This is a genomic window from Pantoea sp. X-Soil-TKNS-1207 (assembly GCF_059730485.1).
In genome coordinates this window covers 4,022,160-4,037,019 of the sequence record NZ_AP035958.1, presented here as the reverse complement: position 1 = coordinate 4,037,019, position 14,860 = coordinate 4,022,160, and the positions used below count along the sequence as shown (strand labels likewise).

The window sequence follows — 14,860 nt, the reverse complement described above, 5'->3', positions numbered from 1 at the left end:
TCTACGGCGACCATATGACGAAATGATGACCAAATATCATCAGACGTTATGATGCGTGGCGGACGAAAAAGCGTATGATGACGCTTCTGTTATAAAAAATTCGTCAAACACGAGCGCAATTACTCATGCCTGACCAGCCTGCCACGGAACCTGCTTTAACGCCTTTCCGCCTTAACCTATTGATCCTCTCCATCGTGATGTTCAACTTTGCCAGCTATCTCACCATCGGCCTGCCGCTGGCGGTGCTGCCGGGGTATGTCCATGATGGACTCGGCTACAGCGCCTTCTGGGCCGGGCTGGTGATCAGCCTGCAATATCTCGCCACCCTGCTAAGCCGCCCCCATGCCGGACGCTATGCCGACCTGTGGGGGCCGAAAAAAGTGGTGGTGATCGGGCTGAGCGGCTGCTTTCTCAGCGGGCTATGTATTCTGCTCTCGGCGCTGACCGAGAGCTGGTCGGTGCTTAGCCTGGCGCTGCTGTGCCTGGGCCGTGTGATCCTCGGCATCGGGCAAAGTTTTTCCGGCACCGGCACCTCGCTGTGGGGCGTGGCACGCGTCGGCTCGCTGCACATTGGTCGGGTGATCTCGTGGAACGGTATCGTCACCTATGGCGCGATGGCGATTGGCGCGCCGCTCGGCGTGGTGATTTTCCGCAGCGGAGGGCTGCTGCTGCTCTCCGCTATCATTATCGCCATCTGTGTGCTGGCGATTGCGCTGGCGCTGCCGCGTGCGCCGGTGAAAGGCAGCAAAGCCAAACCTATCCCGTTCCGTCATGTGCTGGGCAAGATTTACGGCTTCGGCCTGATTCTGGCGCTGGGGTCGGCAGGATTTGGCGTGATCGCCACCTTTATCACCCTGTTCTATCAGGATAAAGGCTGGGATGGCGCGGCCTTCGCGCTGACGCTATTCAGTGCCGCCTTTGTCGGTACGCGTCTGCTGTTTCCCAACGCCATTAACCGTCTCGGTGGTTTGCGCGTCGCCAGCCTCTGTTTTGCGGTGGAGGCCGCAGGCCTGTTTCTGGTGGCGGCTTCCTTCGATCCCTGGATGGCGAAGCTCGGCGCGTTTCTGACCGGCGCCGGTTTCTCGCTGGTGTTCCCGGCGATTGGCGTGGTGGCGGTGAAAATGGTGCCGCAGCAGAATCAGGGCAGCGCGCTCGCCACCTATACCGCGTTTATGGATTTGTCGCTGGGGATCACCGGGCCGATTGCCGGTTTTATCATGAGTTTCGCCGGGGTGCCGCTGGTCTATTTTCTCACCGCGCTGCTGGTGTGTCTGGCGCTGGTGGGGACGCTGCGGATGAACAGGCGACAGCCGGACAGCCCGCCGATAGAGATCAAAGAGAATTAAAAAAAGGGCCTCCGACCGAGGCCAATTACAACAAAGTTGTGTCATTGACACAGATAAGGGTACGGCAGATGGGGGCGACGGACAGAAGCCCCCAGGATTCTGTCAGGCTTGCAACAATTCAATGCTGGTGCGGATGGCATGTTCGATCTCTTTCGCGCCCCATTTCTCCAGTTCGGAAGAGAAGGGTTCAAACGCGTAGATGCCTTTGTAGCCGAGCATCTCCAGACGTTTCACCTGCACAACGCTGTTCAGCACATCTTTGTCGCTCAGCATGATGCGTTCTTCATCGGTGAGCTGCGCGGTCGGGCGGGTATCTTCCACGCCAGACAGGTGCACCAGACCAATCTGATTCACATCAATCTCCTGCGGAAACTCCTGTTCGGCATTCTCGTACAGGTGATGATGGAAGGTATCGAGCAGCAGTTTGAACGGGACCTGCGCATCGCGGATCAGCTGCTGAGTCTGCACCGCCGAACGCAGCGAGCTGACCGGGAAGCCGAGCGGCTCCACCAGCCCCTGGATGCCGTAATGGGCAAAGCGCGGGGCGAGGGTTTGCAGCGCGGCCAGCGTCTGTTCCGGGGTGATGGCGATGCCTTCATTTAACGGACACATCACCAGCGCCTTCGCGCCAATCTGCTGCGCTTCCTGCAACAGGGTTTCGGCTTTCGCCAGCAGGGCATCGTCAGCGCGGTTGAACGGGTAGAGCGCGTTAATGGTTTCGATTTCGATGTGATATTTGTCCGTCAGCGCACGCAGCTCGGCAGCGCTCAGACCATCGGTGACTTTGCCGCCGGCCATGTCATTACGCAGCTCGACTTTGCTTAACCCCAGGCGCTGCACCAGCTGGAAGAACGCTTCCAGCGAGAGCGCGGGCGCGATTTTACGATTAATACAGAAACGGGTTGGATCGATGGCCATGCGGCGGCTCCTGTAAGCATGTTCGGGTAGATGGGGCTAAAGAGAACATTTATTTCATTGTTAGTGAATTATGAAATATCAGATATTGGATCTGCTTCGCAAAAATTTCATATTTCGTTTCGCGTAACAGGATTCTCATCCCTGGTGTGGGGTTTTTTCTGGCGGAGTCAGAGTGAAGCGCGGCCGTGACCATCGCCCGCCATCAAGGTCAGGCGTTGGTTTTTCTCTGGTCTGGCGGGTGGAGCGAAAAAATGCGATCCAGCCCGCTAAAAGGAAATTTTCTAAAAAGATTTATTTGAAAAATTTATTTCATTGTAATAGCTTCATAGCACGCTTTTAGTATTGCCTGGTCAGGTCGCGTTGCGGTGATAAACCCCACCACCTGCAGGGAACTTACACATCAAAGAGGCAACGACATGAACATCGTAGGAAACTTTATCGGCGGCCAGATCACCCACAGCGCCAGCAATGAAACCATTCCGGTCTACGACCCGGCGACGGGCAAAGTAGTCCGTGAGCTGACGCAGAGCACTGCGGCTGAAGTCGAAAAAGCGATTGAAGTCGCTCACGCTGCCTTCCCGGAATGGTCGAAAACCTCGCCGCTGCGTCGTGCCCGCGTGATGTTCAACTTCAAAGCGCTGATGGAACAGCACCGTGACGAGCTGGCGGCACTGATTGTGTCTGAGCACGGCAAAGTGTGGTCAGATGCGCTGGGCGAGCTGACACGCGGTATTGAAGTGATTGAGTTTGCCTGCGGTATTCCGCATCTGCTGAAGGGTGAAAACTCACCGAGCGTCGGTACCGGCGTTGACAGCTACTCGCTGATGCAGCCGGTTGGCGTGGTGGCGGGTATCACCCCGTTCAACTTCCCGGCGATGGTGCCGTTGTGGATGTTCCCGATTGCGCTGGCCTGCGGCAACACCTTTATCCTGAAGCCGCCAGCGCTGGACCCGTCAGCCTCGGTGCGTATGGCTGAACTGCTGAAAGAAGCCGGTCTGCCGGATGGCGTGTTCAACGTAGTTCACTCGTCTAACGAAGACGCTGAGCAGCTGTATAAAGATCCGCGCGTTTCTGCGGTGAGCTTCGTGGGTTCTTCCGGCGTGGCTGAGCATATCTACAAAACCGCCAGCGCGCATGGCAAACGTGTTCAGGCGTTTGGTGCGGCGAAAAACCACGCTATCGTGATGCCGGATGCCGATCTGGATGCCACCGTTAACGCCATTATGGGCGGTGCGTTCGGTTCTGCCGGTGAGCGCTGCATGGCGCTGCCTGTGGTCGTCGCGGTCGGTAACGACACCGCTGACAAACTGATTGCACGTCTGACCCCGCTGATCAACGCGCTGCGCGTGGGTCCTGGCATCCAGAAGGGTGCTGAAGAGAATGAAATGGGGCCGGTGGTATCTGCCGCGCACCAGAAAAAAGTGCTGGGCTACATCGACAAAGGTGAGCAGGAAGGCGCGAAACTGGTGGTTGATGGTCGTAACTATCAGGTGCCTGGCCATGCCGAAGGTTACTACGTGGGCGGCACGCTGTTCGACAACGTGACTTCAGATATGACCATCTGGCGTGAAGAGATCTTCGGACCGGTGCTGAGCATTATGCGCGCTTCCGATTTCGACAGCGCGCTGCAACTGGTGAACAGCCACGAATTCGGCAACGGCAGCGCCATCTTTACCAGCAACGGCCACACCGCGCGTGAATTCGTCCAGAATGTTGAAGCGGGCATGGTGGGCGTCAACGTACCGGTGCCGGTACCGATGGCGTTCCATAGCTTCGGCGGCTGGAAACGTTCCGTATTTGGTGCGCTGAACGTGCACGGTCCGGACGGCGTGCGCTTCTACACCCGGATGAAAACCGCCACTGTGCGCTGGCCGAGCGGTCAGCAGACGGTATCTGAATTCAGTATGCCGACCCTGGGTTAATTTCGCGAACAGAGGAGGATTGGGATGTCACTACTTTCGAAAGCGCAGCAGCCAGATGGCAACGGCCGTATCCAGCATGTGACGCCGGAAAGCGCCGGTTGGGGATACGTGGGCTTTGATGCTTATCTGCTGAAGAAAGGACAAACCCTGAAGCTGAGTAGCGGAGACAAAGAGCTGTGTCTGGTATTGGTTGCCGGTTTTGCTTCGGTGAAAACCCGCCATGCCGAGTTCCCGAATCTGGGCAAGCGTCTGTCGCCGTTCGAGCGTATTCCGCCGTATTCGGTGTATGTACCGCATAACGATGAGGTGGAAGTCTACGCCGATAGCGATCTGGAGCTGGCGGTGTGTAACGCCCCCAGCCAGGGCAACCTGCCGGCGCGTCTGATTGCGCCGGAAGATGTCGGCGTTGAGCATCGTGGTAAGGGACGCAACCAGCGTCTGGTCCATAACATTCTGCCGGACAACAAACCGGCCGATAGCCTGCTGGTGGTGGAAGTCTACACCGACGAGGGCGCGACCAGTTCTTACCCAAGCCACAAGCACGATCAGAAAGAGAGCAACGACGAGACCTATCTGGAAGAGACCTATTATCACCGTTTCGATCCGGAGCCAGGTTTCGCCATGCAGCGCGTGTATACCGACGACCGTTCGCTCGACGAGTGCATGGCGCCGTATAACCGCGACGTGGTCACCGTTCCGCGCGGCTACCATCCGGTGGCGACGCTGGCGGGCTATGACAACTATTATCTGAACGTGATGGCCGGGCCGGTACGTCTGTGGAAATTTACCTGGGAGAAAGATCACGCCTGGGTGAACAGCGATAAGTATCCGCGCAGCAAATAAGTCCGCCTGCGGCATAAAAAAGGGCGTTATTCCGTGAGGAGTAACGCCCTTTTTGTCTGGCGGTGCGGCTATCAATCAATACGGTGCGCATAAATGCGATAACCCTTGTGCGGCCGTTAACACGGTGCGCATAAATGCGATAACCCTTGTGCGGCTGTTAATACGGTGCGCATAAATGCGCACCCTACGGTGTAGGGTCGGCATTTATGCCGACCTGGCTGAACACCGCACTTTCCCCGCACTATCACCGCGCGATACGACGATCCCACTGCCGTTCGAACACCGCTTCGCCGTTGTGCTGCACCTTCATCTCGCCGCGAATAATGAAATGCGTCAGATCGCTGCGCATCTCCAGCACGATATCCGTTTCCGTCCACCAGCCTTCGCGACCAATCTTCATGCTTTGCGTCAGCAGGTAATGGGCCGAGAGCGGGTCCTGGTTATGCACGGTCAGCTGACGGCGCAGGCTGTGGTCGACGGTGGTATCGATATCGTCGAAACGATACACCCCTTCGCCAAACACTCCGCCGACGCCGTGGGTGACACTTTCCCAGCTGTCGTGCACCACGTCGTAACGCAGCTCGCGTTCAACCCGGCCCGGCGACAGCAGCGTCAGCGGCGTATTGGCCGCCGTTTCCGGCTGCGGGTTCGGTCCGGCAATCGGTTCCACCTGACGGCAGACCGGCAGATCGAGGGTGGCGCTGGCGAGGTTGACGTTCAGCGTCGCCACTTCCGCCATCGGCCAAATCATCGGCCAGAAGGTGGTTGCCAGCGAGATGCGCAGACGATGTCCGGCGGCAAAACGCCAGGCAATGCCGTCCAGCTGCACGTTGACATCGACCGTTTCGCCCGGCGTCAGCGGCACGTTTTTGTCCTGCCCCTGCAAATGGCTCAGGTTCACCCAGCCGTGGGTGACGCGGGTTGATGCCCCATCCGGCGCGACATCGGACAGGCGTACGTACAGCATCGCCGCCGGTTTGTCGCTGCTGAGTCTGACGCTGAACTGCGGGAAGCCGTAAATGCTCAGACTTTCGCTCAGCGGGAGGCTGTCAAAGCTCTCCGCCAGCCCGTCATCCATACGCTGATCGCTTGGGCTTTCGCCCAGCACGCCCGCACCCATCCACTCGCCAGCGAACAGGCCGTGGTTTTGCTGCGTACAGATCGCCTGCCAGCTCGCTTCAGCCAGCGGGCTGGTCGCCAGCACGCCAGGCTGCAAATGCCAGCGTTGCGGCGTGGTTGCCTCGTCGGTATCACCGTCGATGGCCATCCATTCGCCAAAGGCTTTTGGACGCTGCGAATCCGGGCGCTGGCTGTCGTTCAGCCACGCCTGCACGCGCGGTCCCTCCAGCACGTCATTATCCTGCTGCTTCAGCCAGCGATCCCACCAGCTGACCGCCTCTTGCAGGAAGCCGATAGCCGGTTCCGGCGTGCCGTCCTGCGGATAGATATGCGCCCAGGGGCCGATAATCGCTTTGCGTGGCACCTCGAGGTTATCCATCAGACGAAATACCGCGTTGCTGTAGGAGTCGGCCCAGCCGCCCACCGCCATGACCGGACATTGAATATCTGACCAGTTCTCACCGACCGAGCCGTGTTTCCAGTAGGCATCCTTCAGCGGATGCTCCATCCACAGCGCCGGGAAGAAGGGCATATTTTCCAGCCGGTGCAGCCAGTCCTGATACCAGCCATCTCCCACCAGCTGCGGGTCCTGCGGACGGCTCTGGTAGGCCAGCATAATGCCGCCCCACCACAGGTTGTCATTCAGCAGGCAGCCGCCTTTGTAGTGAATATCATCGTTGTAGCGATCGTCGGTGGAGCAGACGGTGATGATGGCTTTCAGCGCCGGTGGACGACGCGCCGCCAGTTGCAGGCAGTTAAAACCGCCCCAGGATTTGCCCATCATGCCAACGGCACCGTTGCACCATGCCTGCTGGCTGATCCAGTCGATCACTTCCAGCGCATCTTCCTGTTCCTGCAACAGATATTCATCCGCCAGCAGGCCGTCGGATTCGCCGCTGCCACGCATATCCACGCGCAGCACCGCATAACCCTGACCGGCGAAATAGCCGTGCATCGGCTCATCGCGCGTACGTGTCCCGTCGCGTTTGCGATAGGGAATATATTCGAGAATGGCGGGCGCCGGCTGCTGGCTGGCAGAGAGCGGCAGCCACATGCGTGCCGCCAGTCGGGTGCCGTCTTTCAGGGTGATCCACAGATGCTCCGTCACGCTGACGCTGTGGGGAAATTGCGTTACGAGGGTTTTCATGAGGCTCCTGCCATTGCATTTGACTGACGCTGACCCAGCACTTCATCCAGCCAGGAGGTGCGCATCTCCGGCACTGAAGTCAGCAGTTTCTCGGTATAGCTGTGCATCGGGGCGCTGAACACCTGTTCGGTTGGCCCCTGCGCCACCACGTTGCCCTGATACATCACCGCCACCTGCTGCGCGATGCGTTTCACCGTGCTGAGGTCGTGGGTGATAAACAGGTACGACAGACCCAGCTGCTCCTGCAAACGGCGCAGCAGATTGAGCACCTCTTCCGCCACCAGCGGATCGAGCGCCGAGGTGGCTTCATCGCAAATAATCAGCTCTGGCTCGGCGGCCAGCGCACGGGCGATGCAGACACGCTGCTTCTGTCCGCCAGACAGCGCGCCGGGATAGCGATCGATCAGGTTGAGCGGCAGCTCGGTGAGGCGCAGCAGTTCTTCCACCCGGCTGCGTACCTGGCGTTTATCCAGCCCGAAATAGAAGGCGATGGGGCGGCCAATCGCTTCCAGAATGGTCTGGCGCGGATTCAGTGCCACATCCGGCAGTTGGTAGATCATCTGAATGCGACGCAGCGTCTCTTTGTCGCGCTGCTGATAGCGGTTCGCCAGCGTCTGACCGGCAAAGGTAACGTTACCGGCGGTATCGCCCAGCAAACCGCACAGGGCGCGCGCCAGGGTACTTTTGCCGCTGCCCGACTCACCGATAATCGCCAGCGTCTCGCCTTTGGCGATGCTCAGCGACACGCCGTGCACCACGGTTTTGCCGTTGTAGCCGGTGGCGAGATTTTGCATGGTCAGCAGCTGTCCCTGCGCCAGGTTATCGGCGTGCACCGGCGTCAGCGCATGAGCGCGTTCCGATACCAGCCGCTGGGTGTAGGCTTCCAGCGGGTTTTGCAGGATATCCGTGGTGCTGCCGCACTCCACTTCTTTGCCCTGACGCAGCACCATAATGCGGTCGGCAATTTGCGCCACCACTGCCAGATCGTGGGTGATATAGAGCGCGGCGGTGTTGAACTCACGTACCAGCTTGCGCAGCATCACCAGCACTTCAATCTGGGTGGTGACATCCAGCGCGGTGGTCGGTTCGTCCATCACCAGCAGATCCGGTTTGCAGGACATCGCCATCGCCGCCATCGCACGCTGCAACTGACCGCCGGAGAGCTGATGCGGATAGCGCTGGCCGATGGTATCCGGCTCAGGCAGGTCCAGCGCGCGGAACAGGGTCACTGCCCACGCCTGGGCTTCTGCGGCATTCATCAGGCCATGACGAATCGGGCCTTCGCACACCTGTTTGCCGATGGTCAGCGCCGGGTTAAAGGCAGCGGCGGCGCTCTGCGCCACATAGGCGACGCGTTTACCACGGATTTCGCGCTTCTCTTTACTGGAGAGCGGCACGATATCCTGCCCGGCGATACGCACTTCGCCCCCGGCGATGCGGCAGCCAGGGCGGGCGTAGCCAAGGGCGGCCAGGCCGATGGTGGATTTACCGGCACCGGATTCGCCAATCAGTCCCAGCACTTCGCCGGGCTTCAGGCTCAGCGAAATGTTCTGCACCAGCGGAATGCCCTGGTCGGTTTCAATGCGCAGGCCGCGCATGTCAAGAATGGGTTTGATCATCCTTCTTCCCCCAGCGAGAGATTGTTACGCACCAGCAGCCAGTCAACCACCAGGTTGACGCCAATGGTCAGCAGGGCGATGGCGGCGGCCGGGTAGAGCGGGGCCAGCTGGCCGAAGTTAATCGCCTGCGCGTTGTCGCGCACCATGCTGCCCCAGTCGGCCCAGGGTGGCTGGATACCCAGCCCAAGGAAGCTCAGGCCAGCGATAAACAGGAAGGTGAAGCAGAAGCGCATACCGAACTCGGCCAGCAGCGGCGGAATGGCGTTGGGCAGGATCTCCTTACGCACGATCCAGCCCAGCCCTTCGCCGCGCAGCCGCGCCGCTTCGACATACTCCTGACAGACAATCCCCTGCGCCACCAGACGCGCCAGACGGAACACGCGGGTGGCATCCAGCAGGGCGATGGTGCCGACCAGCACCGGAATTGAGGTGCCAAGCACCGACAGCACAATCAGCGCCAGAATCAGCACCGGAATCGACATCAGGGTATCGACGATGCGCGTCAGCACCACGTCCACCCAGCGGCCATAAATCGCTGCGGTGAAACCGGTGAGAATGCCGACCACAAAGGAGATGGCGGTGATGGCCAGCGCGATGGCGATGGTGGTACGCGCGCCAAACAGAATGCGCGACAGCATATCGCGGCCCAGGCTATCGGTGCCGAGCGGCAGCGCGCCAGACGGCAGCATCCAGATATCGCCGACCTGCGCGGTTTCGCTGTGCGGCGCCAGCCACGGGGCGAAAAGCGCGGCGATCAGGTTGATGGCAATGATCGCCAGGCCGAGCATGGCCGAGATCGGCACCGTGCGAATTTTTACTCGTTTCATGGCTTACCTCGCATGGCGCAGTCGTGGGTTACACCAGATCGCCAGCAGATCGGCGGCGGTGTTGAGCAGAATATAGGTGCCGCCAAACAGCAGCCCACAGGCCTGTACCACCGGCAGATCGCGTTTGGTGACCGCATCCACCATCAGTTGCCCGATGCCGGGATAGACAAACACCACCTCGACCAGAATCACCCCAACCACCAGATAGGCCAGGTTGAAGGCGATAACGTTGATGATCGGCGCCAGCGCATTCGGCAGCGCATGGCCCAGCACGATACGCCAGCGCGACAACCCTTTCAGCAGCGCGGTTTCGATATAGCTGCTCGACATCACCGCGCCCACCGAGGCACGCGTCATCCGAAGCATATGGGCCAGCACCACCAGCACCAGCGTCAGCATCGGCAGGGTGCAGGCATATAAGCGTGCGAAGAAACCGGCATCAGGATCGACCAGCGCCAGGCTGGGAAACCATGCCAGACGGATAGCGAAGAAGATCACCAGCACGTAACCGACGAAGAACTCCGGCACCGAGATGCTCAGCAGCGTCAGCGAGTTGGCTAAGCGATCAAACCACGAACCACGCCACACCGCCGAGGCGATGCCGAGCAGCACCGCCAGCGGAATGGCGATGATGGCGGCATAACCGGCGAGGAACAGCGTGTTGGCCAGCCGCGGCAACAGCTCGGCGCTGATTGGCTGGTTGTTCGCCAGCGAGTTGCCGAGATCGCCATGCAACACGCCACCCAGCCAGTGCAGGTAGCGCCAGATGGCGGGCTGATCCAGCCCGAGCTGGCTGCGCAGCGCCGCGATGGTTTCCGGCGTGCCGTTTTGTCCGAGGATCGCGCTGGCGACATCGCCAGGCAGCAATTCGGTCCCGACAAAAATCAGCAGCGAAACCAGCCACAGCGTGAGCAGGCCCAGCAGCAGGCGATGAAGAATCTGCTTTTTCATTACGACTCCAGCCAGACGCGTTCCGCCAGGCGACCACCCATAAAGTTGAACATCGGATGAGGTTTCACGCCGCCCAGTTTTTTGCTGGTGGCATCAAGATAGTCACCAAACAGCGGGATCATCGCGCCACCATCATCGCTGGCAATCTGCTGCAATTCGCCATAGATCTCCGCGCGTTTTTGCTCGTCCAGCAGCGAACGGGCCTGAAGTAACAGGCTGTCGAACTTCTCGTTCTTCCAGTGGGTGTCATTCCATTTGGCGGTGGATTGCCACGCGGTGGAGAACATCTGGTCGGCAGTCGGACGTCCACCCCAGTAGCCCATGCTGAACGGTGCTTTCATCCACACATCGTCCCAGTAGCTGTCAGCGGGCTGACGTTTGATGCTGACCTGAATCCCGGCCGCGGCGGCCTGGCCCTGGAACAGCGCGGCAGCGTCGAGCGCACCGGCAAAGGCGGCATCCGAGGAGGAGAGTTCAACCGGCAGGGTGCTGAGTCCGGCTTTCTTCAGATAAAATTTGGCCTTATCAGCATCGTAAGCACGCTGCGGCAGGGCTTTGTTGAAGAAGCGGTCGGTTTTCGGGATCGGATGGTCATTGCCGAGCGTGCCGTAGCCACGCAGCACGGTGGCGAGCAGTTTTTCACGATCGATACCGTACTTGATCGCCATGCGGACGTCGTTGTTATTGAAGGGCGCGACGCGGCAATCCATCAGGAAAGTGAAGTGCTGACCGCCGGACGAACGCACGATATTCAGCGCCGGGCTGCGTTTCAGGAAGTCGACGGTTTTGAAATCCACACGGTTGATCGCGTGCACCTGGCCGGAGATCAGCGCGTTGGTGCGTGCGGTGGCATCGTTGATCACCAGCACTTCGACGGCATCCACAAAAGCGCGGTCCGGTTTCCAGTAGTTGGGGTTACGTTTGAAGTAAGAACGCACGCCCGGCTGATACTGGTCGAAGATAAATCCGCCGGTGCCAATCGGGTGTTTCCAGTCGGTAAAGCCATCCGGGACGACCACCAGGTGGTAATCCGCCAGCAGGTATGGCAGGTCGGCGTTGCCGCTGTCCAGCTTGAGCGTGATTTCGTTATCGCCGCTTTTCTTCAGCTCAGTGATGCTCGCCAGCTGGGTTTTGATGGCGCTGCGTGACTGGTCGCCACGATGCAGGTTGATGGAGTAGAGAATATCTTCCACCGTCAGCGTCTTACCGTTATGGAAGGTGACGCCCTGGCGCACTTTAAAGGTCCACTCCTGCGCGCCTGGCTGGGCGGTCCAGCTCTCCAGCAGCTCTGGCGTGGCTTTGTTGTTCTCATCAATCTCGATCAGGCCGTTCATCAGCATATAGGCCTGGTTCAGCGGCACCCAGTCGCTAAACAGCGTGGGATCGAGTGAATCGCTGGTGTTGCCGCCAGACATGCCGAGTTTCAGTACGCCACCTTTTTTCGGTGTCGCTTCGGCTGCAAAGCCGGAGAAAGGCGAGAGCGATAAAGCCGTACCCGCACCAATCAGCGCGGCAGTATTGATAAATGAACGGCGGCTCAAATTTGCGCCCTGAAGGTATTTCGTCATGTCTGAATGCTCGTCTTTCATTTATTTTTCTCCGTTGTTATTCACCCTGTTTTACTTATCACCTGAGCCTGAGCGCAGTTATTCCTGATTTATATCAAAACCAATAAAACCTGATGTATGAGATTTTCGTATCAGACTATGCGAAAAACGCGCAGCAGAACACCCACAAAAAAGATAATTTCCTGATCACTGAGCAACACCAGGGAAAAGGCATGTGGAACTGCATACGATAGTTGGGCTAATCGGTGTTTTTTGTTATTTACTGGCGTACGCGCTGGTTCAGCTGCGTAAATTAGTCATAGATTCAGATGTTTATGCTTGTCTAAACATCGCGGGAGGCGTTTGCGGACTCTATTCACTTAGCCACGATTTTAATTTGGCGATGGTGATTTCCCAAACGATGTGGTTAATTTTTACGCTGGTTGGTATGCATGCTTCACATCGTCGTCGTGGCACATTAAAAAATAAACTTCCACCTTTGGATACCCAGCAATAAAGAATGGGATTTCATCGCACCGGTTTTATTTTTTTCGTGTGTTTAAATATAAGAAAAACCTATGACAAGCTATTAAATAGCTTATGTTCCGACTAAAGGGTGGCGCGGCAAATAATCTGCTGCGTCACCTTTTTCTTATCTCGGTAAAATTTCTGTCTGATGGTTGTGCTGTAGCCAGCTAATAACATGGCGCACAATCGGCTTGATGTAGCGATCTTCCGGGGTCAGCAAAAAGCATTTGCCATTGGCCGCCAGTTTGCCCGCATGGGCAGCCACCAGTTCGCCACGATTGAGATGATCCTGCACCAGGCCCTCCCAGCCGAGTAATATCCCGTCGCCGCGCAACGCCGCCTGCACCAGAAACGGATAATTATTCGCCCGCCAGGTCTGACGCGGGACAAAACCCAGCACCCCCTGCGAGGCAAACCAGTCGCTCCAGCCAGTCCATTCACGCTGTGGATCGTCCTGAATCAGCAGCATATGTTGCAGCAGCGACTCGGCCGGGGCGTCCGGTTCAAGGCGCGGCATAAAAGCGGGGGCGCACATCGGATAACAGATTTCGTCAAACAGCGGGCTGGCCTGAAAACCGGGCGGCGCTTCGCGCAGATAGAAGATCGCCAGATCGAATTCCGACGAACGCAGATCGCCGAAGCTGTCGGAGATCTTCATGCGGATTTGCAGATCGGGCAATTCACGATGCAGCGCCGACAGGCGCGGGGCCAGCCACAGGGAACCCATGGCGCTGGTGCAGGCGATAGTCACCTGCGGCAGGCCATTCCAGCCCATCACCTCCGCCGTGGCGTGCGACAGGGCGGAGAGCTGCTGACGTACCTGGGTGGCATAGGCTTCACCGCGCGGCGTCAGCAATACGCGGCGCTGGGTACGGGTAAACAGTTTGCAGCCCAGCATCTCCTCCAGCTGCAAAATCTGGCGGCTGGTGGCACTTTGCGTCAGGTTGAGTTCTTCAGCGGCGCGGGAAATGTTGCCATAGCGCGCTACACACTCGAAGGCAATCAGCGTGTTGAGCGGCGGTAAGGGTTCGATCTGCATCAATCCTGCCTCGGTGCGGGGAGAATGTGCTGCCACAGCGGCAGCGATCCTCACACACTAACCATCGCGATTAAGGCTGGCAAGCGTCTCGCTGCCAGCGGGAGGGTCAGGCTTTTTCGACGTTGTTCAGCGCCAGTGAAACGGCGAGGGTTTGCGCCAGGCACAGTGAGGCGACCTGGGAGCGGAAGCCATCCACCTGCGCTTCACGCACCACAAAGCAGACATCGCTGAATGCGGCCAGCGGGCTGACCTGGCTGTCGGTGATGGCGATCTGGTGCGCGCCACGTTTGGCTCCCAGTTCAACCAGCTCCACCGCTTCACGCGCATACGGCGAGTAGCTGATGGCAATCACCACATCTTTCGGGTTCACCATGCTGAGCTGCTCGGTGAACATGCCGCCGAGGCCATCGATCAGGAAGGCGCGACGCTCCAGATGGCGCAGCGCATACACCAGATATGAGGCGACGCTGAATGAACGACGCAGGCCGATGATGTAGATGTTTTCTGCTTCATTCAGCAGCTTCACCGCTTTATTGAGCTGGTCTGGATTGACCTGCATCGCCAGCTGTTGCAGCGCCTGGCTGTTGACCATGGTGAAGACGTTAAGGATCTCAACCGGGCTTTCCGGCGAGGTGGCGCTGTCGTCTGTTGCCGTCTGGCGGAATAAACGTGCGCGTTCGGTGTAGTTCACCGTCTCTTCCATCAGGTGTTGACGGAAAACCTGTTTCATTTCGTTAAAACCGCTGAAACCAAAAGCGTTGGCAAAACGGATCAGCGTGGAGGGCGGCACATCGGCCTGTTGGGCGATAGAAGCGACGGTATCAAAAGCAATGCTGTTGCTGTTATCAAGGATATAACGCGCCACCTGTTTCAGGCGTTTGCTCAGCGTCTCATAACGACGACGAATGTCGTCCTGTAACAAGGTCAATTGGGTGGGGTTATTGGTCATTACTTCTGCCCGTTAAAAAATTATGGCTGGATAATGAGCGCTATAGTACCAGACGGATGGAAAATTTCATTTGTTTGACAGCATCGTGAAGGTTATTTCATCGGT

Annotated in this window: 12 protein-coding genes; 4 read left to right on the top strand and 8 right to left on the bottom strand. The window is 58.4% G+C overall.

Going from position 1 to position 14,860, the window contains the following annotated elements:
• Positions 1-125 precede the first annotated feature (125 nt).
• A complete protein-coding gene (locus AC6I8V_RS18815) occupies positions 126-1,346 on the top strand; it encodes an MFS transporter (RefSeq protein WP_497843686.1) in 1,221 nt (406 codons plus the stop codon).
• Positions 1,347-1,448: 102 nt separating this feature from the next.
• On the opposite strand, the gene AC6I8V_RS18810 is transcribed toward AC6I8V_RS18815, so the two are convergent.
• Complete coding sequence (locus AC6I8V_RS18810; RefSeq protein WP_497843685.1) at positions 1,449-2,264, bottom strand: TIM barrel protein; 816 nt, start codon at positions 2,262-2,264, stop codon at positions 1,449-1,451.
• A gap of 416 nt (positions 2,265-2,680) precedes the next feature.
• Here AC6I8V_RS18810 and AC6I8V_RS18805 point away from each other — a divergent pair, with 416 nt between their 5' ends.
• Together AC6I8V_RS18805 and iolB are read left to right on the top strand one after the other, a co-directional pair.
• Positions 2,681-4,186, top strand: a complete 1,506-nt coding sequence (locus tag AC6I8V_RS18805; protein WP_497843684.1) for a CoA-acylating methylmalonate-semialdehyde dehydrogenase — start codon at positions 2,681-2,683, stop codon at positions 4,184-4,186.
• Between the two features lie 24 nt (positions 4,187-4,210).
• Entirely contained in the window at positions 4,211-5,029 is an 819-nt protein-coding gene (iolB, locus tag AC6I8V_RS18800) for a 5-deoxy-glucuronate isomerase (protein WP_497843683.1), read from the top strand.
• Positions 5,030-5,273: 244 nt separating this feature from the next.
• Here the strand turns inward: iolB and AC6I8V_RS18795 are convergent, their stop codons facing one another.
• The 5 genes from AC6I8V_RS18795 to AC6I8V_RS18775 are packed head-to-tail and all read right to left on the bottom strand — an operon-like array spanning position 5,274 to position 12,281.
• Positions 5,274-7,295: a CocE/NonD family hydrolase gene (locus tag AC6I8V_RS18795; RefSeq protein ID WP_497843682.1), complete on the bottom strand. Its 2,022-nt coding sequence runs from the start codon at positions 7,293-7,295 to the stop codon at positions 5,274-5,276.
• A complete protein-coding gene (locus AC6I8V_RS18790) occupies positions 7,292-8,914 on the bottom strand; it encodes an ABC transporter ATP-binding protein (RefSeq protein ID WP_497843681.1) in 1,623 nt (540 codons plus the stop codon). The genes AC6I8V_RS18795 and AC6I8V_RS18790 overlap by 4 nt, the downstream gene beginning before the upstream one ends.
• The gene (locus AC6I8V_RS18785) at positions 8,911-9,741 is read right to left on the bottom strand and encodes an ABC transporter permease (protein ID WP_497843680.1); all 831 of its coding nucleotides are present in this window, start codon (positions 9,739-9,741) and stop codon (positions 8,911-8,913) included. Before AC6I8V_RS18785 ends, AC6I8V_RS18790 begins: the two co-directional genes overlap by 4 nt.
• Positions 9,742-9,744: 3 nt before the next feature.
• Positions 9,745-10,692 carry an ABC transporter permease gene (locus tag AC6I8V_RS18780; protein WP_497843679.1) on the bottom strand — a complete coding sequence of 316 codons (948 nt, stop codon included), beginning with the start codon at positions 10,690-10,692 and terminating at the stop codon, positions 9,745-9,747.
• Positions 10,692-12,281 (bottom strand): ABC transporter substrate-binding protein, encoded by a 1,590-nt coding sequence (locus AC6I8V_RS18775; protein ID WP_497843678.1) that lies wholly within the window; start codon positions 12,279-12,281, stop codon positions 10,692-10,694. The genes AC6I8V_RS18780 and AC6I8V_RS18775 overlap by 1 nt, the downstream gene beginning before the upstream one ends.
• 193 nt (positions 12,282-12,474) lie before the next feature.
• Here AC6I8V_RS18775 and AC6I8V_RS18770 point away from each other — a divergent pair, with 193 nt between their 5' ends.
• Positions 12,475-12,756, top strand: a complete 282-nt coding sequence (locus AC6I8V_RS18770) for a CBU_0592 family membrane protein (protein ID WP_497843677.1) — start codon at positions 12,475-12,477, stop codon at positions 12,754-12,756.
• A 135-nt stretch (positions 12,757-12,891) separates the two neighbouring features.
• On the opposite strand, the gene AC6I8V_RS18765 is transcribed toward AC6I8V_RS18770, so the two are convergent.
• Both AC6I8V_RS18765 and AC6I8V_RS18760 read right to left on the bottom strand, forming a co-directional pair.
• Positions 12,892-13,806, bottom strand: a complete 915-nt coding sequence (locus AC6I8V_RS18765) for a LysR substrate-binding domain-containing protein (protein WP_497845886.1) — start codon at positions 13,804-13,806, stop codon at positions 12,892-12,894.
• Positions 13,807-13,912: 106 nt separating this feature from the next.
• A complete protein-coding gene (locus tag AC6I8V_RS18760; protein ID WP_497843676.1) occupies positions 13,913-14,755 on the bottom strand; it encodes a MurR/RpiR family transcriptional regulator in 843 nt (280 codons plus the stop codon).
• Positions 14,756-14,860 lie beyond the last annotated feature (105 nt).